Here is a 24,661-nt window from a genome sequence, read left to right as displayed (position 1 = left end):
CCGCACGTTGCGGCGGTCCAGCAATCCAGCATTCACGAAAATTGCACCATGTACACGATCCAGGGAAAGCTCGAACAGGCCGATGTGGTCAAGGCGCATGCACAGCTGGTGCGCCGCATCGCCCTGCAACTGGCCGCCAGGCTGCCTGCCAGCGTGCAGATCGACGACCTGATCCAGGCCGGCATGATCGGCCTGCTGGATGCCGCCAAGCGTTATGAAGACACCCACGGCGCGCGCTTCGAGACCTACGCCAGCCAGCGCATCCGCGGCGCCATGCTTGACGAGGTGCGCGCCAACGACTGGCAGTCGCGCAGCCTGCGCCAGTTCACCCGGCGCATCGAGCGCACGCAGCGCGGGCTGGAGCAGAAGCTCGGGCGCGCGCCGCTCGACTCCGAAGTGGCCGAGGCCATGGAGATGGCGCTGGACGAATACCAGCTGCTGCTCAATGAGGTCTATGGCTGCCAGCTGCTGCACTACGAGGATTTCGAGCGCTCCGGCGAAGAAGACTTCCTGGACCGGCACCTTGGCGGCAGCGATGACGGCAACCCGCTGACCGTGCTGATGGAAAGCGGCATGCGCGAGGCGCTGATCCGCGCCATCGACCGGCTGCCGGAGCGCGAGAAGCTGGTGCTGTCGCTGTGCTATGACCAGGAGCTGAACCTGCGCGAGATCGGCGCGGTGCTCGATGTGACCGAGTCGCGCGTGTGCCAGATCCGCGGCCAGGCGATCACGCGGCTGCGCAACCAGCTGCGCGGCTTGCTGTGATGCAGGCGCTGGGCCGCGCCGCGCGCGGCGCTTGCTGGCTGCTGGCTGCCGCATCGGCCTGCGCCTGGGCCGCCATCGAGGGCGGCACCCGCCACGCCTGGACCGGATCGGTCAACGGGCCGGCACTCCACGGCCGCGGACAGCGCGCGGTGTCGCCGCCGATCCTGCCCACCGGCGTCTTGCCGCAGTCAGAAGGGGTCATCACGTCGGTGCGCTGGCGCTACAGCTTCGCCAAGACCCCACCGCTGGAACTGCAAGCCTATCTCTGCAATGCCCAGCGCTGCGTGCTGCTGCCGCAGGCGGAAGGCAAGACCGATGCGTTCTTCGGGGATGATGCCACCAAGGGCTTTGTGTTTGCGTTCCGGGTGCCGGGGCAGGGCAGCCTGGTGCCGGTGCTGCAGGGGCGCAGCAATGAGGTGGTGGTGGGGTTTAGGTAGGAGTGAATGTTCGGTTCTTTCGTCACTTCTGAATAAGTGACGAAAGAACGGAACATCTGGCGATCGCCTCAACCCGCCGCCAGACTCACCCCACCAGCCCCGGCCGCCGCCTTCCCATCCTTCCCATACAACCCCGCATCCCCGCCACTATGCTGGCGCAGCGCCTGAATGGCTTCGCGGGTGAAATCGAGATGGGCATTGACGACGGCGCCGTTCAGGGCGTTGCCGTCGCGCGCGGTGCGCGCGGCGAAGATCAGCTGGCGCCAGGCGTCGGCCACGGCCGGGTCGACCTGGCGGCCGAGCAGCTGGCCTTCGGGGCCGGCGCGCAGGCCAAGCGCGCCCATCTGGGCTTCGCGGGCCTTGAGCTGGCGGGACAGGGCCTGGCCCAGTTCAACCTTGCGCGTCAGCAGTCCGCTCAGGGACTGGAAGTCGCCCCGCTTGAGGGCGTCGCGCTCTTCGGCGAGGAGTTGGCCGAAGGCCTGGATGCCTTCGGTTTCGCGCTGCAGGGACTGGATCAGGCTCTGGTTCATTTGGGCTAGCGGGGTTCGGCCTGGCCAAGCTCGCGCAGGGTCGCGAGCAGGCCGTCGGCAATCTTGCCCGGGTCGATCCTGATCCGGCCCTCGGCGATGGCCTGGCGGATCTCTTCGACCTTGGCGGTGTCGATATCGTCGTCCGTGGGCTGCGTCAGGCGGGCGCTGATGTCGCGCACCTGGGCGGCCAGCGGGCTGACGCTCAGGCCGGCGGACGGCGCCGCGGCGCTGGCCGGCGCGGCCTGGGGCCGGGCGGCGGCAGCGTCCGCGGGGGCGTCGGCGGGCCGGGACGAGGCGGTGTGGTTGATCTTCACGGGGCGTTCCTTGCTGGTTTCCTATGGCATTACGGTTGCGCCGGCGAATTCTTTAGGGCGCTCGCCCCGATTTCGCCGCGCAGCGATGTCGGCGGCATTTTCGCATGCCGCCCGCCACGGGTTTGCAGTCTTTTGGCCACGATCAAGGCACTTTCGGCGGGCTACTGCAGCACCACGGTGTCGCCGCTGCGCACCAGCCCGTTGACCACTTGGCCGCTGCGCAGGCGCACCTGCACGGTGTTGCCAGTGGCGGCATCGGCCAGCACCTTGCCTTCGCTGGTGATCTGGAAGGCATCGCCTTCCACGGCCACGGTGACGGTCTGGCCCTGGCGCACGGCGATGGCCTTGCGCAGCAGGTCAGACCGTATCGGCGAGCCGGCGGCAATACGGTTGACGGTGACCGCGCCGGCAAGCTGCGCCGGGTCGGTGATCACCGCGCGCGGCAGCGTGCCCAGGTCGCCCTGGCGGACTTCGATATCGGCCTGGCCGACCGGCTCGCCCGGGCCCAGCGCGCGCGCGGCGACGTAGTAATCGGTCAGCACCGACACGCGGGCCTGCATGTAGCGCACCCAGGGCCGCTCGCCGCCGCAGCGCACGCCGACGGAGACGCGGCCCCACGGCGACGTGCCGGCAGGCAGGAACGGGTCGGGCGCAAGGCAGTCCGGCGCGCGGCCACCCGAAGGCGGCGCCACCTGCACGCTGACCTTGCCCGGCAGGCCGGCGGTCTGCTGCAGCAGGAAGCGTTCGACGGCAACGCGCGCGGGGTCTTCGGCAAAGGGGCTGGCAGCGGGGTTGGCAGCATAGGCAGCCTGCTGCTGGCCGTGCGCGGCCGCCGCCTGCATGGCGACGGGCATGACCTGCGCCGGCGCGGCACCGGCGGCGGCGGGCCCAAGCAGGCAGGCCGCCAGCAGGGCTTGCGCCAGGCTGCGGGCGTTGCGGCGATTCTGTTTCATCTGGACTTCCCGGCAAGGACGGCACGGCATGCACGGCATGCCTGGCGCACCGCCCCGTGACTGGCCGCGCGCCCCGTTTACATCTGTCATCGGGGTCCCATTGTAGGCAGCCCCTCGCGCGAGGGCGGGCCGAAATGCATGGATTTCCCGTCCTTATTCATCCGATTGGCGTGACAGGTCGCCGCCTAAGATGGCAACCCTGAAGAAGGTCGTTCGCTCCGTTCACGTGAGCAGGGAGATGCCAGATGATTGACAGACTCGACGCGGCACTACGTTTCCAGCAGGAAGCGCTGAGCCTGCGCAACCAGCGGCAGTCGGTGATTGCCTCCAACATCGCGCACGCGGACACGCCCGGCTACAAGGCGCGCGATTTTGATTTCTCCAGCACGCTGGCGCAGAGCGTCGAACGCGGCCATCGCAATGAGGGCATGTCGCTGTCCACCACCTCGGTGCGCCATCTGCCCGCGCAGGCCCCGGGGCGCGAGGAATTCGACCTGGCTTACCGCATCCCGCTGCAGTCCAGCGTCGACGGCAACACCGTGGAAATGGATGCCGAGCGCGTGGCCTTCGCCGACAACGCCGTGCACTTCGAGTCCGGCCTGACGGTGATGAATTCAAAGATCAAGACCATGCTGGCCGCCATCCAGCAATAGATCGAGCAGTAAGGGAGAGAGCGCATGCCGGCAATGAACATCTTCGACGTCGCGGGCTCGGCCATGGCCGCGCAGTCGCAGCGCATGAACGTGACCGCTTCCAACCTGGCCAACGCCGACAGCGTGGTCAGCCCCGACGGCCAGGCCTATCGCGCCAAGCAGGTCGTGTTCGGCATGGCGCCCACGCCGGGGCAGACGGACATCGGCGGCGTGCAGGTGCGAGGCGTGTCGGAAGACCCGTCGCCGCCGCGCATGGTGCACAACCCCACGCACCCCATGGCCAATGCCCAGGGCTACGTGGTGATGCCCAACGTCAACCCGGTGGAGGAGATGGTCAACATGATCTCGGCCTCGCGCTCCTACCAGGCCAACGTGGAAGTGCTCAATACCGCCAAGAACATGATGCTCAAGACGCTGACGATCGGCCAGTGACAAGCCTCGGCCTGTATCGGCAACGCCTCCACCAGCACGCACACAACGAACCGACATGACAACCACCTCCGCGGTAGGCAGCAACACCCAGGGCATCAACGACGCCCTCAAGAGCGGCAGCGCCAGCGCGTCCGAGCTGCAGAACAACTTCCTGACCATGCTCGTCACGCAGATGAACAACCAGGACCCGCTCAACCCGATGGACAACGCGCAGCTGACCTCGCAGCTGGCGCAGATCAGCACGGTCAGCGGCATGCAGACCATGAACGCGACGCTGTCGCAGTTGCTGTCGCAGGTCAGCGCCAGCCGCGCCATGGACTCCGCGGCGCTGATCGGCCATACCGTGATGGTGCCGGGCAAGCAGGTGTCGGTGGCAGGCGGCGTGCCGGGCAAGTTTGGCCTGGACCTGCCGTCGACTGCGGATGCGGTCACCGTCGACGTGCTCGACAAGGACGGCAACGTGGTGCGCACCATCGACATGAAGGGGCAGACCGCGGGCGTGCACAACGTCGCATGGGACGGCAAGAACAATGCCGGCGCGGCCGTGGCCGACGGCGACTACACCTTCAAGGTGACCGCCACCGCCAACGGCACCTCGGTGCAGCCGGTGGCGCTGGTCTACGGCAAGGTCCAGAGCATCAGCGGCGACGCCAGCGGCGTGCTGGTGGACCTGGGCGACGGACAGACCGCGAACGTCGACGACGTACGCCGCATTCTCTGAAACGCAGGTGCCGGCAGCGCACAGGCGCCGGCCGGCTTCAACGACCAAGCAAAAAGGAAGCAATCATGGGTTTCGGTCAAGGGGTAAGCGGCCTGAACGCCGCCGCGTCCAATCTGGACGTGATTGGCAACAACATCGCCAACGCCAACACGGTTGGCTACAAGCAATCGGCAGCGCAGTTTGCCGATGTCTACGCAGGCACCAAGATCGGCCTGGGCGTGCGCGTGAACTCGGTGGTGCAGTCGTTCAACCAGGGCAATATCGAAGCCTCAGGGCGCTCGCTGGATGTGGCTATCACCAACGGCAACGGCTTCTTCCGCCTGACCAGCCCGGAAGGCGCGGTCTACTACTCGCGCAACGGCCAGTTCCAGCGCCAGGAAGACGGCCGCATCACCAATATGCAGGGCCTGCAGGTGACCGGCTATCCGGCGGGCGTGGCCGGCGGCGCGGGCGTGCAGCCGCAGCCGCTGGTGATCAGCAACGCGCAGATGGAGCCCCGCGCTACCAGCAACATCACCGCCAAGTTCCAGCTTGACTCGCGCGCCACCGTGCCGACGCAGGCCTTCGCCAGCGCGGCCGGCTCGCCGCCGACCAGCAATATGTTCAACTACAGCACGGCGATCAACGTCTATGACTCGCTGGGCAACAAGCAGCAGCTGATGGCGTACTTCGCCAAGTCGGCGGGCGCCCCGACCGTCGCCGGTGGCACCGACTGGCGCATGTATGTGACCGACGTCAACGGCAACGCCGTCGGCGGCGCACCGGTCACACTCGCGTTCGACAACGCCGGCGCACTGCAATCGCCGGCGGCCGGCGCCATCACCCTGAGCCAGCCGGCCGCCAATGGCGCGCAGGCTATGGCGATGAAGCTGGACCTGACCGGCACCACCCAGTTCGGCGCCGACAACGACGTCAAGCAGCTCAGCCAGAACGGCTACACCTCGGGCAGCCTGCTGGGCTTCTCGGTCAATGGCGACGGCACCATCACCGGCAACTATTCCAACGAGCAGACCAAGCCGCTCGGCCAGATCGTGATGGCCGCATTCGGCAACGTCGAAGGCCTGAAGCCGGAGGGCGACAACGTGTGGTCGGCCACCGGCGCCTCCGGCCAGGCGCTGGTCGGCGTGGCCGGTGGCAGCATGGGCACGCTGCGCTCCAATGCGGTGGAAGCTTCCAACGTGGACCTGTCCGGCCAGCTGGTCAACCTGATCGTTGCGCAGCGCAACTACCAGGCCAATGCGCAGACCATCAAGGCGCAGGACACGGTCATGCAGACCCTGGTCAACCTGTGATCGCCACGCTGAGCTGAGCCGCCGCCATGGACCGCATGATCTACACCGCCCTGTCGGGCGCCAAGCAGATACTCGACCAGCAAGCGGCGGTATCGAACAACCTCGCCAACGTCTCCACGCCGGCCTTCCGCGCGCAGGTCAACCTGTACCGCGCGGTGCCGGTGGTGGGGCCGGAGGCGGGCACGCGCGCGTTTGCGCTGGCCTCGACCCCCGGTGCCGACATGCGCGCCGGCCCGCTGACCTACACCGGCCGCACGCTGGATGTGGCGCTGCAAGGCAATGGCTGGCTGGTGGTGCAGGCACCGGACGGCACTGAGGCCTACACCCGCGCCGGCGCGCTGCAGGTGGCGCAGGACGGCCAGGTGCAGACCATCTCCGGCCTGCCGGTGATGGGCGATGGCGGTCCGCTGGCGGTGCCGCCGGGCTCGCAGGTGACCATCGGCACCGACGGCACCATCACCGCGCGCGGCCCCGGCGAAGCCTCTGCCGGCCTGGCGCAGGTGGGCCGGCTGCGCGTGGTCAACCCGCCCAACGACGCCATCGCGCGCGGCGATGACGGCCTGTTCCGCCTGCGTCCCGGCGCGCAGCCGCTGGAGGCCGATCCCACCGTGCGCGTGATCTCGGGCGCGCTGGAAGGCAGCAACGTCAACCCGACCGAAGCCATGGTCGAGATGATCGCCAATGCCCGCCGCTTCGAGATGCAGATGAAGATGATCCAGGGCGCCGACGGCAACGAGCAGCGCGCCAACCAGCTGCTCTCGACCAACTGACCTGAATGACTGACCGGCACGGCGCACCGTGCCAGCACCAACGCAAGGACCACCATGATCCGCTCTCTCTGGATTGCCAAGACCGGCCTTGATGCGCAGCAGACGCAGATGGACGTGATCTCGAACAACCTGGCCAACGTGTCGACCAACGGCTTCAAGCGCGGCCGCGCGGTGTTCGAGGAACTGATGTACCAGACCATCCGCCAGCCCGGCGCGCTGTCGTCGGACCAGACCACGCTGCCGTCGGGCATGCAGCTGGGCACCGGCGTGCGCCCCGTGGCCACCGAGCGCATCCACACCCAGGGCAACCCGCAGCAGACCGGCAATGCCAAGGACGTGGCCATCCTGGGACAGGGCTTCTTCCAGGTGGCGCTGCCCGACGGCACCACCGCCTACACCCGCGACGGCTCGTTCCAGGTGGACCAGAACGGCCAGCTGGTGACCTCCAGCGGCTTCGTGATCCAGCCCGCCATCACCATCCCGGCCAATACGCTGTCGATGACCATTGCGCGCGATGGCACCGTGTCGGTGACGCAGCCCGGCTCCAGCGCCAACGTGCAGGTGGGGCAGCTGCAGCTGGCCACCTTCATGAACCCGGCCGGCCTGGAAAGCATGGGCGAGAACCTGTACGTGCAGACCGATGCCTCGGGCGCGCCCAACACCACCGTGCCGGGCCTGAACGGCGCTGGCGTGGTGCAGCAGAACTACGTGGAAGCGTCCAACGTGAACGTGGTGGAAGAGCTGGTCAGCATGATCCAGACCCAGCGCGCGTATGAGATCAACAGCAAGGCCGTGCAGGCATCCGACCAGATGCTGCAGCGCCTGTCGCAACTGGGTTGACTGGTGTGAGCATGGCCACCTTGCTTTCCCGCCTGGGCGCGCATGCGCTGGTTTGCCTGGCCGGCGTGGCAATGCTGGCCAGCGGCGGCTGCGCGCTGATGCCGCGCGAGCCGCTGGTGCAACTGCCCACCACCGCGCGCGCAGAGCCGCGGCCGATGGGGCCGGCTTCGGGCTCGATCTACCAGTCGTCCTACGCCGGCAACCCGCTGTTCGAGGACCGGCGTCCGCGCAATGTGGGCGACATCCTGACGATCCTGATCACCGAGAACGTCAACGCCAGCAAGAATTCCGGCACCAATACCAGCCGCACCGGCAACACCGCGCTGGCGTTCGATGCCGTGCCGCGCGCGCTCAGCGGCCTGTTCAACAGCAGCAGCAACGCCAGCATCAACGGCGCCAACACCATGAAGGCCAGCGGCGGCGCCAGCGCGGCCAATACCTTCAACGGCACCATCACCGTGACCGTGCTCGAGGTGCTGACCAACGGCAACCTGGTGGTCTCCGGCGAAAAGCAGATGGCCATCAACCAGGGCGCCGAGTTCATCCGCTTCTCCGGCGTGGTCAATCCGCGCACGATCACCGGCGACAACGCCGTGCTGTCGACGCAGGTCGCCGATGCGCGCATCGAATACACCGCCAAGGGTGTGATCGACGAAGCGCAGAACATGGGCTGGCTGCAGCGCTTCTTCCTCAATGTTTCACCGTTCTGACCGCGCCATGTCTGCTCCGATGCTCGCCCGTTTCCTGTCCCGCCTGCTGCGCCTGAGCGTGATCAGCCTGGCGCTGGGCGTGGCCTTTGGCGCCTTTGCCAGCGTCGCCAAGGCCGAGCGTCTGAAGAACCTGGCCACGTTCCAGGGCGTGCGCGAGAACCCGCTGGTGGGCTACGGCCTGGTGGTCGGCCTGGACAACACCGGCGACCAGACCATGCAGACGCCGTTCACCACGCAGAGCCTGACCAACATGCTCTCGCAGCTGGGAATCACGCTGCCGGCCGGCAAGAACATGCAGCTCAAGAACGTGGCGGCGGTGATGGTGACCGCCTCGCTGCCTGCGTTCGCGCAGCCCGGCAGCCAGCTGGACATCGTGGTGTCGTCGATGGGCAATGCCAAGAGCCTGCGCGGCGGCACGCTGCTGATGACCCCGCTCAAGGGCGCCGACGGCCAGGTCTATGCCATCGCCCAGGGCAATATGCTGGTGGGCGGTGCGGGCGCATCGGCCAACGGCAGCAAGGTGCAGGTCAACCAGCTGGCGGTGGGGCGCATCGCCAATGGCGCGATCGTTGAGCGCGCGGTGGCGCCGTTCCAGCCGGATGGCGGCGTGCTCAACCTGGAACTGAAGGACACCGATTTCGGCACCGCCGAGCGCGTGGTGGAAGCCATCAACCGCTCCATGGGCGGCGGCGTTGCCGCGGCGCTGGACGGGCGCGTGGTGCAGGTGCGAGCGCCGGCCTCGGCGGCCGCGCGCGTGGGCTTCCTGGCCCGCATCGAGAACATCGACGTGACCCCGGCCAAGGCCGCGGCCAAGGTGATCCTGAACGCCCGCACCGGTTCCATCGTGATGAACCAGGCGGTCACGGTGGAAGACTGCGCGGTGGCGCACGGCAACCTGTCGGTGGTGATCAACACGCAACCGGTGATCAGCCAGCCCGCGCCATTTAGCGAAGGGCGGACGGTGGTGGCGCCGGTGTCGCAGATCGACATGAGGCAGCAGGGCGGCTCGCTGCAGATCGTCAAGGCGGGCGCATCGCTGGCCGCCGTGGTCAAGGGGCTGAACGCGCTGGGCGCAACCCCGGCCGACCTGCAGACCATCCTGGAAGCCATGCGCGCGGCCGGGGCGCTGCGTGCCGAGCTGGAAGTGATCTGACCATGAACACGGCACGACCCCCGCAGGCGGCGGAGCTGACGCAGCGCTTTGCGCTGGACACGCAGGGCTTCGAGGCGCTCAAGCACAGCGCGCGCGGCGGCGCCGACGCCAATACGCTGCAAGCCGTCGCCAGGCAGTTCGAGGCGGTGTTCACGCAAATGGTGCTCAAGAGCATGCGCGATGCCACCCCGCAGGACGGCCTCTTCGACAACGAGCAGAGCAAGCTCTATATGTCGATGATGGACCAGCAGCTTGCGCAGCAGATGTCGTCGCGCGGGATCGGCCTGGCCGATGTGATGGTGCGCCAGCTGGCGCGCGCCACCGGCACGCCGATGCCGGCCGGCATGAGCGCCATGAGCCTGGCCGAGTCAGGCAAGGCGGCCGATGCCGAGATGGCAAGGCTGCTCGACAGCCGCGGCGCCGGGGCGGTCCCGGCCGACGCCGGCGAGCAGGCCGACCTGCCGGCGATCGGCACCATCGTGCCGGGACAGAACTGGAATCCCACTGCCGGCCTGCGCCAGTACCAGCCGCAGTGGTACGCGGACCGCGGCCAGGGCGAGGACAAGCTGGGACGGCTGCCGGACGACGCGCCGGCCCACGTCAGCGCCTTTGTCGCCCGCATGGCCGGGCCCGCGGAAGCCGCCGCGCGCGCCAGCGGCGTGCCGGCGCGGCTGATCGTAGGCCAGGCCGCGCTGGAATCCGGCTGGGGCCAGCGCGAGATCACGCACGCCGACGGCTCCACCACCTTCAACGTCTTCGGCATCAAGGCCGGGGCCAGCTGGAAGGGGCGCGTGGCCGAGATCACCACCACGGAATATGTCGACGGGCAGCCGCAGAAGGTGCGGGCGAAGTTTCGCGCCTATGGCTCGTATGACGAGGCCTGTGCCGACTATGCCCGCCTGCTGACGAACAACCCGCGCTACGCGGGCGTGGTCAGCGCGGCGTCGGCTGAAGAGGCGGCGCATGGCTTGCAGCGCGCGGGCTATGCCACCGATCCGGCGTACGGGCACAAGCTGGTGAAGATCATGAAGAAGGTCGCAGCCTGAGGGCAGGGGGAAGCCAGCGGATCTGGCGAAGATCACTTCCACACCTAAAGTCCCGCCCCCACCCAGCCGATAACTTCCACATCCACCACCGCCGGCCCTCGCCGCGGTAGTCCCATCAATCCGGGGTCAGAGCACAATGTCTCTCTTCAGTATTGGTCTTTCCGGCCTGAACACCGCGCAGAACGCGCTGACGACGACCGGCCACAATTTTGCCAATTCGGCGACCGAAGGCTATTCGCGCCAGAACACCATCGTGGCCTCGGCCGGCGGCCAGTACACCAGCCAGGGTTTCTATGGCTTCGGCTCCAACACCACCACGGTGATCCGCGTCTATGACGAGTTCCTGACCGGCCAGCTGCGCGGCGCCACCTCGGCCAGCGCATCGCTGGCGGCGTACTCGGACCAGATCGCCCAGATCGACAACCTGCTCGCCGACCAGAAGGGCGGCCTGGCGCCGCTGATGCAGAAGTTCTTCGCGGCGGTGCAGGCCGTGGCCGACACCCCGGCCGATCCGGCAGCGCGCCAGGGCATGCTGTCGGCCGGACAAGCGCTGGTAGGGCAGGTGCGCTCGGCCAGTAACTACTTCAAGCAGTTGCAATCGGGCGTCAATGAGCAGGTCGGCACCGCCGTTACGCAGGTCAACGCGTACACCAGGCAGATTGCCAACCTGAACCAGGAAATCACCCGTCTGAAGGCTGCCTCCGGCGGCCAGCCGCCCAACGATCTGCTGGACCAGCGTGACCAGGCCGTGGCCGAGCTGACCAGGCTGGTCGGCGCCAAGGTGGTGGTGCAGGACAGCGGCACCTACAACGTCTTCGTCGGCAACGGTCAGCCGCTGGTGATGGGCAATGACGCGTACGAGCTGAAGGCGGTAGCCTCGGCGGCCGATCCCAACCGCACCGTGGTGGCCTACACCCTGCCCAACGGCAACGTGTTCGAGAGCGAGCCGGGCGCCATCACCGGCGGTTCGCTGGGCGGACTGCTGCAGTTCCGCACCGAATCCCTGGACGCGGCGCAGAGCGCCATCGGCCGGCTGTCGCTGGCGATCGGCCAGAGTTTCAACGCGCAGCACAAGCTGGGCATCGACCTGAACGGCGCGATTGGCACCGACATGTTTGAACTGGGTAGCGCCACCTCGATCCCCAACGCCAACAACACCGTGAAGACCACGGTGGCAACGACCAGGATCGACAATGCCTCGGCCCTGACCACCAGCGACTACAGGCTGCAGTTCGACGGTACCAACTACACGCTGACGCGTCTCTCCGACAACCAGCAGGTGGTCACGCCGGTGCCCGCCGGCGGCGCCAGCTACCCGCTGCAGTTCAGCGCCGACGGTTTCACCGTCGAGATCAATGCGGCGATGGGCACCAACGATTCGTTCACGATCCAGCCCACGCGCAATGCCGCCACCGGCTTCGACATGGCGATCAGCGACCCGGCCAGGATCGCCGCGGCATCGCCGGCTCGCGCCGACGCGGCGGCGTCGAACAAGGGCAACGGCACGGTCAGCCTGGGCAAGGTCGCGCCCGGCTATTCGCTGCTGGCTGGCACGATCACCGCCAGGTTCGACGGAACCACCTATGTCTTCAGCGATGCCAACGGACCGCTCGCGACCCAGCCGGCGCCCGTGTCCAACGGCAGCAATACCGACTACACCCTCAACGGCCTGACCTTCAGCTTCGGCGGCACGCCCGCGACGGGCGACACCTTCACGCTGAGCAGCAACGCCGGCGCGGTCAAGGACAACGGCAACATGCTGGCGCTGGCCAAGCTGCAGAACGCCAAGACCATCGGCGGTGTGTCCAGCTTCAGCGAGGGCTATGCCCAGCTGGTCAACGACGTCGGCACGCGCGCCAAGTCGGTCAAGATCGCCTCGGCCTCGCAGGACAGCATCACCACCCAGATCAAGACCGCGCAGCAATCGGTGTCCGGCGTCAACATGGACGAGGAGACCGTGTCGATGCTGCGCTTCCAGCAGCTGTACCAGGCCAACGCCCGGGTGATCCAGACGGCCGGCACGCTGTTCGACACCATCATCGGCATCGGCAGGTAAGCGGCGGCACCCACAAGCGTCAGCAGAGTCAGAAGAGGTAACCAATATGCGCGTTGCAAGCTCCACCCTGTACCAGCAAGGCCTGGCTTCGATGAACTACCAGCAGGGCTCGCTGCTGCATATCCAGCAGCAGCTAGGCACCGGCCGCAGCATCCTGACGCCGTCCGACGACCCCGTCGGCGCCACCCGCGCGCTGGGCGTGAGCCAGGCACAGGCCGTCAACGGCCAGTACGCAACCTCGCGCAAGCAGGCCAATATCGCGCTGGCCGCGGAAGAAAACGCGCTGCAGTCCGTGACCACGGTCACGCAGAACATCCAGACGCTGCTGGTGCAGGCCGGCAACGGCACCATGAGCGATGCCGACCGCGGCTCGCTGGCCACGGCGCTGGAAGGCCTGTACAACCAGCTGGTGGGCCTGGCCAACTCCGACGACGGCAACGGCCAGTACCTGTTTGGCGGCACCCGCTCCGGCAGCGCGCCGTTCACGCAGAGCAAAGGTCCGGGCGCCTACGTCGGCGACAACGGCCAGCAACTGCTGCAGGTCGATGTGGCGCGCCAGATGCCCGCCGGCAACACCGGGCGCGAAGTGTTCATGAGCGTGACCGGCGGCGCCGGCTATGTCGTCAAGGGCAATGCCAACAACACCGGCAGCGCCACGTTCGGCACGGTGTCGACCACGAACCCGAGCGATCCCGACTATGGGCTCTCGATGCAGGTCACGTTCGCGGCCAATGCCAGCGGCCAGATGGAATACACCATCACCAACCTGTCGGCAGGCACGACCCCCGCACCGGTCGTGATGGGCCCCGCCGCCTACACGTCGCCAGCCCATATCGACGTCGCCGGCATCAGCTTCAACGTGACCGGCGATCCCAAGGACGGCGACACCATGACCATGGCTCCCGCCAGCGAGGCCGGCACCGACATGTTCGCCAATCTGCAGACCGTGATCGACACGCTGCGCCAGCCCACCCCCGACAGCAGTGATCGGGCGCATCTTGGCAACGTCATCTCCACCGCCACGCGCCAGTTCTCCAACTCGCTCGACAACGTGCTGACCGTGCGGGCATCGGTGGGTTCGCGCATGAACGAGCTCGATGCGTTGGATGATGTGGGGTCCAACCGTGACCTGACGTACTCGCAGACGCTGTCGGGACTGCAGGATCTGGATTACGCGAAGGCGATCACCGAGTATTACCAGCGGCAGACGGCGCTGCAGGGGGCGCAGCAGTCGTTTATGCAGATTCAGGGGATGAATTTGTTTAAGTATTTGTAAGGTGGGTGGGGCGGCGGCCTCAGGTGTGTTCTTGTCTAGCCGGAACAAAGTCCCGCAAAACCCCGAAAGAAGTTTTGCATCCGCGGGTAGCAGCTCCATTTAGCGACTTGCACGAAGGCGGACACGCAGGAGCCATCAGGAGATGGCACCGTCCTCGGCCTGCACTTCCGCCTGGCCCCACGTAACCCGGGGGACCTTTCTATTTTTCCGAAGCGCAAGATCGCCGGCTCTTGCCAAGCGCCTTGCCCGCTCCGGTGCCAGCGTGAACGGCTTACGCGAGCACGTGAAACGGGCGCTGGAAGGCTATGGACCCGGCGTCTTGCCCGAGCGGGGCTTCCGCAGAAGGCGGAAGGTCCAGCAGCGCGCGCACGTCCCGTTCTACCGTCGCGAGCGAAGCGGACCTGGACAGGGAGCGGGCAAAGCGGCTGTCGAGGCCTGGTGGCAGACGCAGCCACATATTGTCCGAGACCAGCAGCAGGCGCCTTGGCTTCAGCGCCAGGCTGGCCAGGCGCAGCAGGTGCCAGCCGTCGGCAAGATCCGGCGGCATGCCGAACACAAGCAATGCCGGAGCCGGCAGGCGCGCATTGCGTGCCGCCAGGGCGTCCGTTTCCACGAGTTCGACCCGGCCAATGCCCGGCATTTCTCCGAGCAGGCGCATGACTCCGTGCCGGTACACCGGCATGTCGTCGATCACCACGGCATGTGCCTCGCGGTTGCGCCCCAGGACTTGTTCCCAGGCGGCCGCTCCACGGTTCGTCCAGCTCATCCTTGTTTCCTCCGGTTTGCCGGCGTTGGCTTCGTGGCCAGCGCCCTGCACCAGTACCAGCAAGGGCAATGCCAACTCTGGCAAGGCCGCCTCGTGCCATCGCGCACAGGCGCGGGAGCCAGGCCCGCTGCGGGTTTCCGGGAGGTTGACGCGGACCTGCCGGCCTTTGCGGACGACTGGCAGCCGCGGCGGGGTGTTACGTGTAACGTAACGTGTTACGCGACCAGCCTCGGCCGGACGCCGGAGGCTGTCGAAACCAGCGTCCCGCGCAGAGCAGGACGCCAACGACCGAAAGCTGGTGCTCAATTGCGATCGGTCTCAATTCGCCTTAACCTGTCACATAGCCCCACCCTGGAACCGCGCGATGCAAGCACATCCCTTACGCCTCGCTCCCGGCGACGATCTGCGTGCCGCACTCGAAGACGTGCTGAGTCGGCTCAAGTTGCATGCGGCTTTCGTCATCCAGGGAATCGGGAGCCTCAGCGTTGCCCAATTGCGATTTGCCGGGGCGGAAGACGCTACCGAACTGCGTGGCAATCTGGAGATCCTGACGCTCGCCGGATCCCTGTCACCGGATGGAGCGCACCTGCACATGTCGGTTGCGGACTCGCGAGGTCGGGTGCTCGGTGGTCATGTGGCGCGCGGTTGCACGGTCCGTACGACTGCCGAGATATTGCTGGCGCTGCTTCCCGAACATCGTTTCGCCCGTGAGTACGACCAGAGTTCAGGGTTCATGGAACTGGTGGTACGGAACGAACCGCCGCTGGATTAGATTCGAAACAACCCCCGGGCAGCGTGGATGAATGAGGTCGTTCGGCCCGTTTCAGCCACTCGGTGCGAGTGTTCGGGCGACCGCCTTACGCATGAAGCCTATGCCTTGGCACACTTGATGACGGTATCGAGCGTGCGAGTGGTGATGCCCTTCCCGAACGAGCGTTCGAGCAGGCGCATGAACACCGGGCCTTTCTTCGGATCGGGCACGTAGGCGCTGAAGACCTCCGTGGCATTGGCCTTGACGATGCTTGCGCCGTCGTGCTCGATGGGCAGCTCCACGTCTGGTGGCACCGGGTTGCGGAGAAAGGTGACAACCCGCTTGGCCGAAGGTGCAAGGCTGAGCTCGGCGAAAGGGTCCGAGTCGATGAGGTCCTGGAGATAGCGGGACGGCCGGACGAAGGTGTCGAAGCTGTGGCCCAGTTCAGACTGCATCGCCTTCTCGGCGCGTTGCTCCAGGCTGGCCAGTGACGACGATCGCGCGTTGAACACGATGTTGCCGCTGGAGAGCAGGGTTTTCACTTCGGAGAAGCCCGCCGCCTCGAAGCAGCGCTTGAGTTCGGGCATCCGGGCGTTCATCGGGCTGACGCCGCGAAGAAAGGCAACGTATCGGGACATGGCTATCTCGTGATTGCTGGCAAACCGCCACACAGCTCGCTCGCGGTCAACGGTAAACAGGCTGGTCAATGATAGACGAGTGCCGGCCAGCGGTTCAGCCCACCCACGTGTGAGCGCATGGCCGCCCTATGAAAAGGGGAGAATTAACAATCTCACAGGAGATGGCGAAACGACCTGCTAGCGCGCAGTTACGGACTCTCGAGCCGGGTACTTCATGGTTCAGTGCGCGAAGTACCCGCACGAGCGGCAGTCCGATGGCGCGAGTTGCGCCTGCAACGAAAATCTTCATGGCTTTTCTCCATTGAGCTGCGCAGGCTGGCAGCGCAGCGCAAAGTCGACGACACAGCGGAGCGGAGTGACGCCCCGTTCTGATTCGGTGAACGCCATTTTTTCTGGTCCTGGGACTTAAAAAAGCACCAAAAAGCTGAAGAATTCGTGTACCACCCCTCCCATGTGCTGTCAGTGCCTTTGCGCTAGGAGAACTTGCTGATCAGGTGTTGCAAGCGATCACAGGCAGCCGGCAGCTGCTGTTCAATCGCTGTCGCAACACCAAGGAGCAGTCCCGATCGCTGCGTAGACGCCGAGCAATACCACCCCGACAACGGGGCGGGCGCAAGGCCGTAGGCATAGGCTTCCCGAGCGATCGTCTTGTCGTCGGCGCCATCGGGAAGCCTCATCACCACGGCAAGTCCGGCCGGATAGGCCTGGAATCCCCTGGACCTCAGCGCAGCCAGCAGTGCATGGCTTCGGCCTGCATAGATGCGCTTCATCCGACGCAAGTGTCGGATATAGTGCCCATCCCGCATGAATTCAGCAGTTGCCATTTGCACTGCCGGTCCGGGCGCTGAAGCAAGGCAGGCCACGGCTTCATCGAATCGGGCTACCAGGGAGGCCGGCACCACGACAAATCCAAGCCGCAGCGTCGGACTGATGGTCTTGCTGAAGGACCCGATATGAATCACCCGCCCCGCACGATCGAGTGACGCCAATGCGGGAGCCGCGCGGCGTGCCAGCTGGAGTTCGCCCAGGTAATCGTCTTCGATGATCCAGGCATCCGCGCGTGTCGCCCAGTCGAGGATCTGCACCCGACGAGCGAGCGACAAGGTAGGACCCAGAGGCGCTTGTTGGCCCGCGGTGACCAAAGCCACCGCGGCATCTGGTGCGTGCGTTTCACCGTAGCTGACATCAATGCCTTCTTCGTTTACCGGGATGGGAACCGTTGCGAGCCGGGAAATTTCCAATGCCCTGCGGCTGGGAAAAAATCCCGGGTTCTCGACCCATGCCTTCCGGCCTTCGGCCTGAATCACTCGCAGCGCCACACCGAGCGCCCCTGAGCATCCCGCCGTAATGAAAATCTGTGAGGGCTGGCATTCAATGCCGCGTGCCAGGGCCAGATGCGCTGCAATCTCTCGTCGGAGTTCATGTTCGCCTCTTGGGTCCGGATACGCTGCAGGCGCTTCGACTTCGTCGCGTGCCGCACGGGCTCGCAGCCGCGAAAACAATGTAGCCGGGAAGCAGTCCGATGCCGGCACGCCCATTTGAAAGACCGCAGGTCCGGGCAGGAAATGCTGGTACAGCTCGGATCGCAGATCAGACTCGATGGAACGCGCACGCTCCGTGATCGGGCTCGCGACGGCAGCATGCTCAGAGACTCTGGTCCCCCAAGCGCGCGATGAAGCGACCAGTTGTGCGTCGGCCAGCCGCTCATATGCAGTCTTGACGGTGCCTCGGGCAACCCCGAGTTGTGCGGCAAGATCTACCCAGGACGGCAGTCTGGCACCGGGAACGAGTACCCCGTTCTCAATGGCGCCGGTAATGCCGAGCCGAATCTGCTCCGCCAGTGAAGTTTTCGACGCGCGGTCAAGCTTCAGATCCAGGAGTCCCATAGCCTCTGGTACATCAGGAAATTGAATTTTTGGTTCTTTTTTATGAACCTCCGGGAGAGCATGATTCTAGCCTCACAGGAGATAAACATGAAACTTCAGCGCATTCTTCGCTCTCTCGTCGCGGCTACGAGCATCGCCTTCACCGGGGCTGCCGCTGCACACACCGTTGGCGATACGGTCAAGCCGAATTTCTCCCGGGCGATTCCCAACATCCCGGGCAAGTCGCTCATCGCCGTGGAGGTCCTTTATCCGCCCGGAGGCGCTTCGCATCCTCATACCCATGCCAAGTCGTCATTCATCTATGCATACGTCGTCTCGGGCAGCGTCGCCAGCAAGGTGAACGACGAGCCGGAACGCGTATACAAGGCTGGTGAGAGCTTCTTCGAGGAGCCAGGCGCACGCCATCCGGTGAGCCGCAATGCGAGCAAGACCAAGCCGGCAAAACTGCTCGCCGTGTTTGTCGTCGATTCAGACGACAAGGAACTGACGATCAACGACAAGTAGGAGTTTGAAATGAGACTGGATTACACCAAGGCATCGCCAGGCGGTGTGAAGGCATTTGGCGGCGTGTACGGCTATGTCATGCAGTCGGGCCTCGAAGACGTCCTCGTCGAGCTGGTCTATCTGCGCGTGAGCCAGATCAACGCGTGCGCTTATTGCCTGGACATGCATACCCGTGACCTGATCAAGAAGGGCGCTACGCCCGAGAAGCTTGCGCTCGTGCAAGCCTGGCGCGAAGCGGGGCCGTTGTTCACTCACCGCGAAAAGGCCGCACTCGCATGGGCCGAGTCGGTCACCCTGGTGGCGGACACACACGTGCCCGAGGAGGAATTCCAAGTCGCGGCCGCGGCGTTCAACGAGAAAGAGCTCGCTGACCTCACGATGGCTATCAGCCTGATGAACGCCTATAACCGGCTCGCCATCAGCTTCCGGCGCGCCCCCGAGTCCGCACTGGCCGCTAAAGACTGATGCTTGTTGTCCCTCGGGTGCCGGGTGAAGTCTGTTGAGAAGCGCGCCTTTAGGGGCGTTTCCCTTTTGGGGGCACGTAGCCCCCGAGTTGCGCTTCGCAGCTTTCCATTCAGAGGTCCGCTTCCTTTCCGAACGGGGCGCCCGTAGTTCACGCACCGACTGACCGGAACTGGGCCGGTACCGGTCGGCCGGCCTGTCCACATCAGTATCCAGTTGCTGAGGCGAGCCAGGATCGCGGGCACTGGCGTATGCGGAATTTGCTGCGGGGCTGCGCGCCTGCGCCGAAGGAGCGCAGGCGCATCGGCAAGCTCAGCCTGCGGCATTCTCCTGCGCCTCGTCGTATTGACCCAGGCAGGCCATGGCATTCAGCCGTGAGCGCTGCAGCAGCACGCGTTGCGCTTGCGCGGCGTTGGCGGCGTCGCCGCGCCAGGCGAGCAGGGGTGGCTCCTGCAAGGCGCGCCCGTAGGAGAAGGACAATCGCCAGGGCAGCGGGGCAAGCCGGTTCATGGCGTCCAGATTGACGGTGGCCTCGGTGGGCGTCTGGCCGCCGGACAGGAAGAAGATGCCCGGCACCGCCGCCGGCACCGTGCGCCTGAGCACCTGCACGGTCTGCATGGCGACCTCGGCCGGGGCCGCGTGCCCGGCCTCCTTGCCGGGCAGCACCATGCTCGGCTTCAGCAGCATGTGCTCGAGCACCACCGCATGCCGGTGCAAGGCATGAAAGACTGCATGCAGCACGGCCTCGGTGACCTCGGCGCAACGCGCCATTGAGTGCGCGCCGTCCATCAGCACCTCGGGCTCGACGATGGGTACCATGCCTGCTTCCTGGCAGATCGCGGCATAGCGTGCCAGCGCTTCCGCATTGGCCTGGACGGCAGCCCAGCCCGGCAACTTGTCCGACACGTTGTAGACCGCACGCCACTTGGCAAAGCGCGCGCCCTGCTGGCGATAGCCGGCAAGCCGCTTGGCCAGCCCGTCGAGACCCTCGGTGACCTCGTCCCCGGGTGCCAGGGCGAGCGCGATCTTGCCCTTGTCCACCTTGATACCGGGCACGATGCCCTGGCGCGCCGCCAGTTCCGGCAGCGGCGTGCCATCGTCGGCGCGCTGGCCCAGGGTTTCCTCGTACAGGATCACGCCGCTGATGAACTCGCCAAGGCCTGGGCTCGACAAGAGCAGGTTGCGCCACGCGCGGCGGTTTTCCTCGCTCGACTCCACGCCGATGCGTTCGAACCGCTTGGCGATGGTCGGCCCGCTCTCGTCGGCTGCCAGCAACCCTTTGCCCGCTTGTACCAGGGCGTCCACGGTGGCTTGCAGTTCGCTTTTTCTGTCCATGATCAGGCTCCGTGCAGGTGACATAGGAACAAGCATTGGCGCGAAAACGCCGTCGCGCAAGCAAGGTGGGGCACGTAGCGCCTGCCTAAGGTGGCCGCCCGAACGCTTCGCGCAGCTTGCCCTTGGCCTTTTCCAGCGTGGCGCGACGCGCCCTGGGCAGATGGCGGCCGGCACGATTGATGTAGAAATTGAGCATCGACATCGCCGACTGGAACGCCGTGCCCTTGCGGCGCCGGCTGCTCACGGCGGAACGCTTGAGCGAAGCGGCAATTTCCTCGGGGTTGTCCGAGGCGAAGATGTGCGGTTCGAGGTCCAGCGCGTCGCTGTGCTCTGTTACCTGCTGTGACCAGCGCCGCCCCTTGCTGGCGCCAGCTTTGGCGCGGCCCTTTGCCGGCCGGCGGGTGGATTTCGCGGCAGCCATTTCCGGTCCTCCCATAGCTTTATCGGGATCCGTCTAGCCTAGGCAACTTCTCGCCGTCCCGGGGGGCTCAGGCGGGACCGGCGCGTGGTGGCAAGACGGCCCGGGCGGTGTGGGATAATTGCCCCTTTGCCCAGGGCGCAGCTCAAGAGGTTGTTCGCACGGGCGCGCAAGGGTCCTTATTCCTGTGGCCCGCTTCCTTTCTGCGATATTTCTTCAGCAATAAAAATGCCCACATACCGTTCCAAAACCTCCACCGCCGGCCGCAACATGGCGGGGGCGCGCTCGCTGTGGCGCGCCACCGGCATGAAAGACGAAGATTTTTCCAAGCCCATCGTCGCGGTGGTCAATTCCTTCACCCAGTTCGTGCCCGGGCACGTGCACCTGAAGGACCTGGGCCAGCTGGTCGCGCGCGAGATCGAGGCCGCGGGCGGCGTGGCCAAGGAGTTCAACACCATCGCGGTCGATGACGGCATTGCCATGGGCCACGACGGCATGCTGTATTCGCTGCCCAGCCGCGACATCATCGCGGACTCGGTGGAATACATGGTCAACGCGCACTGCGCCGACGCCATGGTGTGCATCTCCAACTGCGACAAGATCACCCCCGGCATGCTGATGGCCGCGATGCGGCTCAACATCCCGGTGATCTTCGTCTCCGGCGGCCCGATGGAAGCCGGCAAGACGCGCCTGGCCAACCCCGTCACCAAGGCCATGGAGTTCAAGAAGCTCGACCTGGTGGACGCCATGGTGATCGCGGCCGACAGCGCCTATTCCGACGCCGACGTGGCCGAGGTGGAGCGCTCCGCCTGCCCCACCTGCGGTTCTTGCTCGGGCATGTTCACCGCCAACTCAATGAACTGCCTGACCGAAGCGCTGGGCCTGTCGCTGCCCGGCAACGGCACGGTGGTGGCCACCCACGCGGACCGCGAGCAGCTGTTCAAGCGCGCTGGCAGCCGCATCGTGGAACTGGCACGCCAGTACTACGAGCAGGAAGACGAGCGCATCCTGCCGCGCTCGGTAGGCTTCAAGGCGTTCGAGAACGCCATGACGCTGGACATCGCCATGGGCGGCTCCACCAACACCATCCTGCACCTGCTGGCGATCGCGAGCGAGGCGGGCATCGACTTCAGCATGACCGACATCGACCGCCTGTCGCGGGTCGTGCCGCAGCTGTGCAAGGTGGCGCCCAACACCAACAAGTACCACATCGAAGACGTGCACCGCGCGGGCGGCATCATGGCCATCCTGGGCGAGCTGGAGCGCGCCGGCAAGCTGCACACCGACGTGCCCACGGTGCATGCCCCCACGCTCAAGGATGCGCTGGAGCAGTGGGACATCAGCCGCACCCGGGACGAAGCCGTCAGGAATTTCTACCTGGCCGGGCCGGCGGGCATTCCCACCCAGGTGGCGTTCAGCCAGAACACGCGCTGGCCCAGCCTGGACCTGGACCGCGCCGAGGGCTGCATCCGCTCCTACGAGCACGCCTTCTCCAAGGAAGGCGGCCTGGCGGTGCTGACGGGCAATATCGCGCTCGACGGCTGCGTGGTGAAGACCGCCGGCGTGGACGAGAGCATCCTCGTGTTCGAAGGCACGGCCCACGTCACCGAGTCGCAGGACGAGGCGGTGGAGAACATCCTCAACGACAAGGTCAAGGCCGGTGACGTGGTGATCGTGCGCTACGAAGGCCCCAAGGGCGGCCCCGGCATGCAGGAGATGCTCTACCCGACCAGCTACATCAAGTCCAAGGGCCTGGGCAAGGCCTGCGCGCTGCTGACCGACGGCCGCTTCTCCGGCGGCACCTCGGGTTTGTCCATCGGCCACTGCTCGCCCGAAGCTGCGGCCGGCGGCGCCATCGGCCTGGTGCGCGACGGCGACAAGATCCGCATCGACATTCCCAACCGCACCATCAACGTGCTGCTGTCCGACGAGGAACTGGCGAGCCGCCGCGAAGAGCAGAACGCCAGGGGGTGGAAGCCGGCCAAGGCGCGTGCGCGCAAGGTGTCTGCTGCGCTGAAGGCTTATGCCAAGCTGGTGATGTCGGCGGATAAGGGGGCTGTGCGGGACTTGTCGTTGCTGGATGACTGATCCCGGGGCGAAGCTTTGCTTCGTTTGCCGATAAGGCCGCTCTTTGGAGCGGCTTTTTTTTGGTTCTTATAAGAACGCGCCCCGTGGCTGGCCTTCGATCGATCCAGGAAATTCGTTTGCTGGCTATTGGGGCGAAGTGCTGACGGTCGCGGCCGAGGCGGCGGGTATTGCCGCACTGGTGATCGACGGCGGCGTACGCGATATCGCGGCACTTACCGCGCGGTGACGGCGAAAGCCCACATGTTTAAGCGATTCATGCCGCCAAGTAAAAGGAGGCTGGACGCTCCAGGCCCGAGATGCAGTCCTATGGTAAGGTTGCTGGCATGAGTTTACGGACTTCAACCAGTGACGCATGGGCCGCAGCTATGTGGTGCTGGGAGAGTGATGCAGCGTGAGTGATGCGAAGCAGGATGCGCGGCGCGCGCCGCCGACTGAGAGAGTTTCAACCAGCAGGGCTTTGCGCCTGAGCGTGCCGCCAGAGGCCAGGCCTGCGCCGGTCAACGGGAAAGACTGGCTGCGGCAGAGGAAAGAGCAATTGCAGGCTGCCCGTGCCGCTGCCAGGCAAAGGCGCGATCTGCTAAGAGCCGAAATCATGTCGGCCGTGCAAGATGTTGCCCGAGAGGAACGCACTGCTGCGCGGCTGGAGGCTGAACGCCTGAAGGCGGAAGCCAGGACCGCGCGGGCCTACGCGCGGGAGGACGCACGCGCCGCCGCCAAGTTCGAGCGCGGCCAACCAACCCGCTCGGCGTCCAAACGAAAGACGCTTGCTAACGAGAAACGCAAGCTGGTTTCTTACGCTGATCTGTTGCGGATGCGTGGGTGATCCGGTCATTCCATGGGTCTTGAAACGGACGGTTAATCCGATCCGCCTGCGGGCCACTCTCCGCCGCGGCCAGACTGCCTGATAAAAAGCGCTGCCGCAACATCGCGCGATTCATGGATGGTGCAGGGGCAAACGCGATACGTGGCGTTCCATCAATTCGCCCACCCAATCAATAAACACCCTAAGCTTCATGCTGACGTGCCTGTTTGGCGGATATACCACGTACATGGGCATGGGGTCGAGGCGCCAGCTCTCCAAGACCGGCACTAGCTCGCCGCGCGCCACATATTCCCGGGCCATGTAGTGCGGCAGCCAAAGGACACCTACGCCGGCGAGACCCGCCGCGAGATAGGCATTGCCATCATCGAGCGCGGCCAGATAGCGGCCTCGGACACTGATGCTCTCGCCTTCGCGTTGCATCGTAACCGCTGCGACCTTGCCGCTGCTGGCTCCCAGGAATCCGACGATGCGGTGGTGGGTGTCTTGCAGCTCGCCCGGATGCATTGGCGTGCCCGCTTGCTCGAGATAGCCGGGGGCTGCGTAGACACCGAGCCGTAGCTCGCCCACGCGGCGCGCTTGCAAGGAGGAATCGGTCAACTCCCCACCCCGCAATACGCAATCCACGTTGTCGCCAATCACGTCCACCATCCGGTCGCTGACGCCGATGTGAAGCTGAATATCGGGGTAGCGCGCATAAAACGTCGGCAGCGCGGGCACAAGGATCCTGAGTGCGAACGGGCTGGGCACATCCACCCGCAAGCGTCCCCGCGGGGAAGTGGACGCAGTCGACAGGCTCGTGTCGGCGTCTTCCAGGTCGGCAAGTAGCCGCACCGCACGCTCGTAATAGGCAGCGCCATCGGGCGTCACGCTGACCTGCCGGGTGGTGCGATTGAGGAGTTTGACGCGCAGTCGGGCCTCCAGTTGTTGAATCAACTGAGTCACGGTGGTCTTGCTGATCTGCAGCGTCTGCGCTGCCTTGGTGAAGCTGCCGGCCTCGACCACGCGGACGAAGGCCTGCAGGGCGTCAAAACGGTCCACGTCT

General features: G+C 65.8%; 28 protein-coding genes. 19 read left to right on the top strand and 9 right to left on the bottom strand.

Features of this window, described 5'->3' with window-relative positions; translation table 11 throughout:
* Positions 1–48 precede the first annotated feature (48 nt).
* A complete protein-coding gene (locus C265_RS29785) occupies positions 49–765 on the top strand; it encodes an RNA polymerase sigma factor FliA (protein WP_010812673.1) in 717 nt (238 codons plus the stop codon).
* Positions 765–1,202 (top strand): flagellar protein FlhE, encoded by a 438-nt coding sequence (locus C265_RS29780; protein WP_010812672.1) that lies wholly within the window; start codon positions 765–767, stop codon positions 1,200–1,202. The genes C265_RS29785 and C265_RS29780 overlap by 1 nt, the downstream gene beginning before the upstream one ends.
* 68 nt (positions 1,203–1,270) lie before the next feature.
* On the opposite strand, the gene C265_RS29775 is transcribed toward C265_RS29780, so the two are convergent.
* The 3 genes from C265_RS29775 to flgA all read right to left on the bottom strand — a co-directional run bounded on the left by C265_RS29775 (position 1,271) and on the right by flgA (position 2,999).
* Positions 1,271–1,732, bottom strand: a complete 462-nt coding sequence (locus tag C265_RS29775; RefSeq protein WP_010812671.1) for a flagellar protein FlgN — start codon at positions 1,730–1,732, stop codon at positions 1,271–1,273.
* Between the two features lie 5 nt (positions 1,733–1,737).
* Entirely contained in the window at positions 1,738–2,046 is a 309-nt protein-coding gene (flgM, locus tag C265_RS29770) for a flagellar biosynthesis anti-sigma factor FlgM (protein ID WP_010812670.1), read from the bottom strand.
* Between the two features lie 161 nt (positions 2,047–2,207).
* A complete protein-coding gene (gene flgA / locus C265_RS29765; protein ID WP_010812669.1) occupies positions 2,208–2,999 on the bottom strand; it encodes a flagellar basal body P-ring formation chaperone FlgA in 792 nt (263 codons plus the stop codon).
* 245 nt (positions 3,000–3,244) lie between these two features.
* Here flgA and flgB point away from each other — a divergent pair, with 245 nt between their 5' ends.
* From flgB to flgL, 11 genes are all read left to right on the top strand, one after another.
* Positions 3,245–3,652 (top strand): flagellar basal body rod protein FlgB, encoded by a 408-nt coding sequence (flgB, locus tag C265_RS29760; RefSeq protein ID WP_010812668.1) that lies wholly within the window; start codon positions 3,245–3,247, stop codon positions 3,650–3,652.
* Between the two features lie 24 nt (positions 3,653–3,676).
* Positions 3,677–4,084 (top strand): flagellar basal body rod protein FlgC, encoded by a 408-nt coding sequence (flgC, locus tag C265_RS29755; protein ID WP_010812667.1) that lies wholly within the window; start codon positions 3,677–3,679, stop codon positions 4,082–4,084.
* A 55-nt stretch (positions 4,085–4,139) separates the two neighbouring features.
* Positions 4,140–4,805 (top strand): flagellar hook assembly protein FlgD, encoded by a 666-nt coding sequence (flgD, locus tag C265_RS29750; protein WP_010812666.1) that lies wholly within the window; start codon positions 4,140–4,142, stop codon positions 4,803–4,805.
* A gap of 65 nt (positions 4,806–4,870) precedes the next feature.
* Positions 4,871–6,097 carry a flagellar hook protein FlgE gene (flgE, locus tag C265_RS29745; protein ID WP_010812665.1) on the top strand — a complete coding sequence of 409 codons (1,227 nt, stop codon included), beginning with the start codon at positions 4,871–4,873 and terminating at the stop codon, positions 6,095–6,097.
* A gap of 26 nt (positions 6,098–6,123) precedes the next feature.
* Positions 6,124–6,867 (top strand): flagellar basal body rod protein FlgF, encoded by a 744-nt coding sequence (locus tag C265_RS29740; RefSeq protein WP_010812664.1) that lies wholly within the window; start codon positions 6,124–6,126, stop codon positions 6,865–6,867.
* Positions 6,868–6,921: 54 nt separating this feature from the next.
* Positions 6,922–7,707 carry a flagellar basal-body rod protein FlgG gene (gene flgG, locus C265_RS29735; RefSeq protein WP_010812663.1) on the top strand — a complete coding sequence of 262 codons (786 nt, stop codon included), beginning with the start codon at positions 6,922–6,924 and terminating at the stop codon, positions 7,705–7,707.
* 11 nt (positions 7,708–7,718) lie between these two features.
* Complete coding sequence (flgH, locus tag C265_RS29730; RefSeq protein WP_010812662.1) at positions 7,719–8,417, top strand: flagellar basal body L-ring protein FlgH; 699 nt, start codon at positions 7,719–7,721, stop codon at positions 8,415–8,417.
* Complete coding sequence (locus tag C265_RS29725; protein ID WP_011616448.1) at positions 8,401–9,570, top strand: flagellar basal body P-ring protein FlgI; 1,170 nt, start codon at positions 8,401–8,403, stop codon at positions 9,568–9,570. Before flgH ends, C265_RS29725 begins: the two co-directional genes overlap by 17 nt.
* A 2-nt stretch (positions 9,571–9,572) precedes the next feature.
* Positions 9,573–10,616, top strand: a complete 1,044-nt coding sequence (flgJ, locus tag C265_RS29720) for a flagellar assembly peptidoglycan hydrolase FlgJ (protein ID WP_010812660.1) — start codon at positions 9,573–9,575, stop codon at positions 10,614–10,616.
* A gap of 136 nt (positions 10,617–10,752) precedes the next feature.
* Positions 10,753–12,672 (top strand): flagellar hook-associated protein FlgK, encoded by a 1,920-nt coding sequence (gene flgK / locus C265_RS29715; RefSeq protein ID WP_010812659.1) that lies wholly within the window; start codon positions 10,753–10,755, stop codon positions 12,670–12,672.
* 46 nt (positions 12,673–12,718) lie between these two features.
* Complete coding sequence (gene flgL, locus C265_RS29710) at positions 12,719–13,948, top strand: flagellar hook-associated protein FlgL (RefSeq protein ID WP_010812658.1); 1,230 nt, start codon at positions 12,719–12,721, stop codon at positions 13,946–13,948.
* A 271-nt stretch (positions 13,949–14,219) separates the two neighbouring features.
* Here flgL and C265_RS29705 read toward each other — a convergent pair whose 3' ends face one another.
* A complete protein-coding gene (locus C265_RS29705; protein WP_010812657.1) occupies positions 14,220–14,714 on the bottom strand; it encodes a hypothetical protein in 495 nt (164 codons plus the stop codon).
* Positions 14,715–15,078: 364 nt separating this feature from the next.
* Between C265_RS29705 and C265_RS29700 the strand changes: the two genes are divergently transcribed.
* Positions 15,079–15,486 carry a PPC domain-containing DNA-binding protein gene (locus C265_RS29700; RefSeq protein ID WP_010812656.1) on the top strand — a complete coding sequence of 136 codons (408 nt, stop codon included), beginning with the start codon at positions 15,079–15,081 and terminating at the stop codon, positions 15,484–15,486.
* A 98-nt stretch (positions 15,487–15,584) separates the two neighbouring features.
* On the opposite strand, the gene C265_RS29695 is transcribed toward C265_RS29700, so the two are convergent.
* Together C265_RS29695 and C265_RS29690 are read right to left on the bottom strand one after the other, a co-directional pair.
* Positions 15,585–16,103 (bottom strand): DUF1697 domain-containing protein, encoded by a 519-nt coding sequence (locus tag C265_RS29695; protein ID WP_081645172.1) that lies wholly within the window; start codon positions 16,101–16,103, stop codon positions 15,585–15,587.
* Positions 16,104–16,576: 473 nt separating this feature from the next.
* Positions 16,577–17,989, bottom strand: a complete 1,413-nt coding sequence (locus C265_RS29690; protein ID WP_037025648.1) for a PLP-dependent aminotransferase family protein — start codon at positions 17,987–17,989, stop codon at positions 16,577–16,579.
* An 87-nt stretch (positions 17,990–18,076) separates the two neighbouring features.
* Between C265_RS29690 and C265_RS29685 the strand changes: the two genes are divergently transcribed.
* Positions 18,077–18,493 (top strand): cupin domain-containing protein, encoded by a 417-nt coding sequence (locus tag C265_RS29685; RefSeq protein ID WP_010812653.1) that lies wholly within the window; start codon positions 18,077–18,079, stop codon positions 18,491–18,493.
* A 9-nt stretch (positions 18,494–18,502) separates the two neighbouring features.
* The gene (locus C265_RS29680) at positions 18,503–18,958 is read left to right on the top strand and encodes a carboxymuconolactone decarboxylase family protein (RefSeq protein WP_010812652.1); all 456 of its coding nucleotides are present in this window, start codon (positions 18,503–18,505) and stop codon (positions 18,956–18,958) included.
* A 309-nt stretch (positions 18,959–19,267) separates the two neighbouring features.
* On the opposite strand, the gene C265_RS29675 is transcribed toward C265_RS29680, so the two are convergent.
* Both C265_RS29675 and C265_RS29670 read right to left on the bottom strand, forming a co-directional pair.
* Positions 19,268–20,290 carry a class I fructose-bisphosphate aldolase gene (locus C265_RS29675; protein WP_010812651.1) on the bottom strand — a complete coding sequence of 341 codons (1,023 nt, stop codon included), beginning with the start codon at positions 20,288–20,290 and terminating at the stop codon, positions 19,268–19,270.
* An 85-nt stretch (positions 20,291–20,375) separates the two neighbouring features.
* A complete protein-coding gene (locus tag C265_RS29670) occupies positions 20,376–20,711 on the bottom strand; it encodes a DUF3175 domain-containing protein (protein ID WP_010812650.1) in 336 nt (111 codons plus the stop codon).
* Positions 20,712–20,936: 225 nt separating this feature from the next.
* On the opposite strand from C265_RS29670, the gene ilvD reads away from it, so the two are divergent.
* From ilvD to C265_RS29660, 3 genes are all read left to right on the top strand, one after another.
* Positions 20,937–22,796: a dihydroxy-acid dehydratase gene (ilvD, locus tag C265_RS29665; RefSeq protein WP_010812649.1), complete on the top strand. Its 1,860-nt coding sequence runs from the start codon at positions 20,937–20,939 to the stop codon at positions 22,794–22,796.
* A 43-nt stretch (positions 22,797–22,839) separates the two neighbouring features.
* A complete protein-coding gene (locus tag C265_RS33060) occupies positions 22,840–23,022 on the top strand; it encodes a hypothetical protein (protein ID WP_231881477.1) in 183 nt (60 codons plus the stop codon).
* A 165-nt stretch (positions 23,023–23,187) separates the two neighbouring features.
* Positions 23,188–23,619, top strand: coding sequence for a hypothetical protein (locus C265_RS29660; RefSeq protein ID WP_037025644.1), 432 nt, complete (start codon positions 23,188–23,190; stop codon positions 23,617–23,619).
* Positions 23,620–23,730: 111 nt separating this feature from the next.
* Here the strand turns inward: C265_RS29660 and C265_RS29655 are convergent, their stop codons facing one another.
* Positions 23,731–24,657, bottom strand: a complete 927-nt coding sequence (locus tag C265_RS29655) for a LysR family transcriptional regulator (protein ID WP_010812646.1) — start codon at positions 24,655–24,657, stop codon at positions 23,731–23,733.
* Positions 24,658–24,661 lie beyond the last annotated feature (4 nt).

Source organism: Cupriavidus sp. GA3-3, from assembly GCF_000389805.1.
Lineage (GTDB): Bacteria > Pseudomonadota > Gammaproteobacteria > Burkholderiales > Burkholderiaceae > Cupriavidus > Cupriavidus necator_D.
This window is presented reverse-complemented; position numbering and strand designations above follow the sequence as displayed.

What these genes read in the sequence shown, in the direction of transcription:
- flgG (WP_010812663.1), top strand. Translation starts at nt 6,922, where the DNA reads ATGATCCGCTCTCTCTGGATTGCCAAGACCGGCCTTGATGCGCAGCAG.
- flgC (WP_010812667.1), top strand. Translation starts at nt 3,677, where the DNA reads ATGCCGGCAATGAACATCTTCGACGTCGCGGGCTCGGCCATGGCCGCG.
- C265_RS29670 (WP_010812650.1), bottom strand. Translation starts at nt 20,711, where the DNA reads ATGGCTGCCGCGAAATCCACCCGCCGGCCGGCAAAGGGCCGCGCCAAA.
- C265_RS29725 (WP_011616448.1), top strand. Translation starts at nt 8,401, where the DNA reads ATGTTTCACCGTTCTGACCGCGCCATGTCTGCTCCGATGCTCGCCCGT.
- C265_RS29675 (WP_010812651.1), bottom strand. Translation starts at nt 20,290, where the DNA reads ATGGACAGAAAAAGCGAACTGCAAGCCACCGTGGACGCCCTGGTACAA.
- C265_RS29690 (WP_037025648.1), bottom strand. Translation starts at nt 17,989, where the DNA reads ATGGGACTCCTGGATCTGAAGCTTGACCGCGCGTCGAAAACTTCACTG.
- flgA (WP_010812669.1), bottom strand. Translation starts at nt 2,999, where the DNA reads ATGAAACAGAATCGCCGCAACGCCCGCAGCCTGGCGCAAGCCCTGCTG.
- C265_RS29700 (WP_010812656.1), top strand. Translation starts at nt 15,079, where the DNA reads ATGCAAGCACATCCCTTACGCCTCGCTCCCGGCGACGATCTGCGTGCC.
- C265_RS29785 (WP_010812673.1), top strand. Translation starts at nt 49, where the DNA reads ATGTACACGATCCAGGGAAAGCTCGAACAGGCCGATGTGGTCAAGGCG.
- ilvD (WP_010812649.1), top strand. Translation starts at nt 20,937, where the DNA reads ATGCCCACATACCGTTCCAAAACCTCCACCGCCGGCCGCAACATGGCG.
- flgD (WP_010812666.1), top strand. Translation starts at nt 4,140, where the DNA reads ATGACAACCACCTCCGCGGTAGGCAGCAACACCCAGGGCATCAACGAC.
- C265_RS29780 (WP_010812672.1), top strand. Translation starts at nt 765, where the DNA reads ATGCAGGCGCTGGGCCGCGCCGCGCGCGGCGCTTGCTGGCTGCTGGCT.
- flgB (WP_010812668.1), top strand. Translation starts at nt 3,245, where the DNA reads ATGATTGACAGACTCGACGCGGCACTACGTTTCCAGCAGGAAGCGCTG.
- C265_RS29695 (WP_081645172.1), bottom strand. Translation starts at nt 16,103, where the DNA reads ATGTCCCGATACGTTGCCTTTCTTCGCGGCGTCAGCCCGATGAACGCC.
- flgJ (WP_010812660.1), top strand. Translation starts at nt 9,573, where the DNA reads ATGAACACGGCACGACCCCCGCAGGCGGCGGAGCTGACGCAGCGCTTT.
- flgL (WP_010812658.1), top strand. Translation starts at nt 12,719, where the DNA reads ATGCGCGTTGCAAGCTCCACCCTGTACCAGCAAGGCCTGGCTTCGATG.
- C265_RS29705 (WP_010812657.1), bottom strand. Translation starts at nt 14,714, where the DNA reads ATGAGCTGGACGAACCGTGGAGCGGCCGCCTGGGAACAAGTCCTGGGG.
- C265_RS29685 (WP_010812653.1), top strand. Translation starts at nt 18,077, where the DNA reads ATGAAACTTCAGCGCATTCTTCGCTCTCTCGTCGCGGCTACGAGCATC.
- flgE (WP_010812665.1), top strand. Translation starts at nt 4,871, where the DNA reads ATGGGTTTCGGTCAAGGGGTAAGCGGCCTGAACGCCGCCGCGTCCAAT.
- C265_RS29775 (WP_010812671.1), bottom strand. Translation starts at nt 1,732, where the DNA reads ATGAACCAGAGCCTGATCCAGTCCCTGCAGCGCGAAACCGAAGGCATC.
- flgK (WP_010812659.1), top strand. Translation starts at nt 10,753, where the DNA reads ATGTCTCTCTTCAGTATTGGTCTTTCCGGCCTGAACACCGCGCAGAAC.
- C265_RS29740 (WP_010812664.1), top strand. Translation starts at nt 6,124, where the DNA reads ATGGACCGCATGATCTACACCGCCCTGTCGGGCGCCAAGCAGATACTC.
- flgH (WP_010812662.1), top strand. Translation starts at nt 7,719, where the DNA reads ATGGCCACCTTGCTTTCCCGCCTGGGCGCGCATGCGCTGGTTTGCCTG.
- C265_RS29680 (WP_010812652.1), top strand. Translation starts at nt 18,503, where the DNA reads ATGAGACTGGATTACACCAAGGCATCGCCAGGCGGTGTGAAGGCATTT.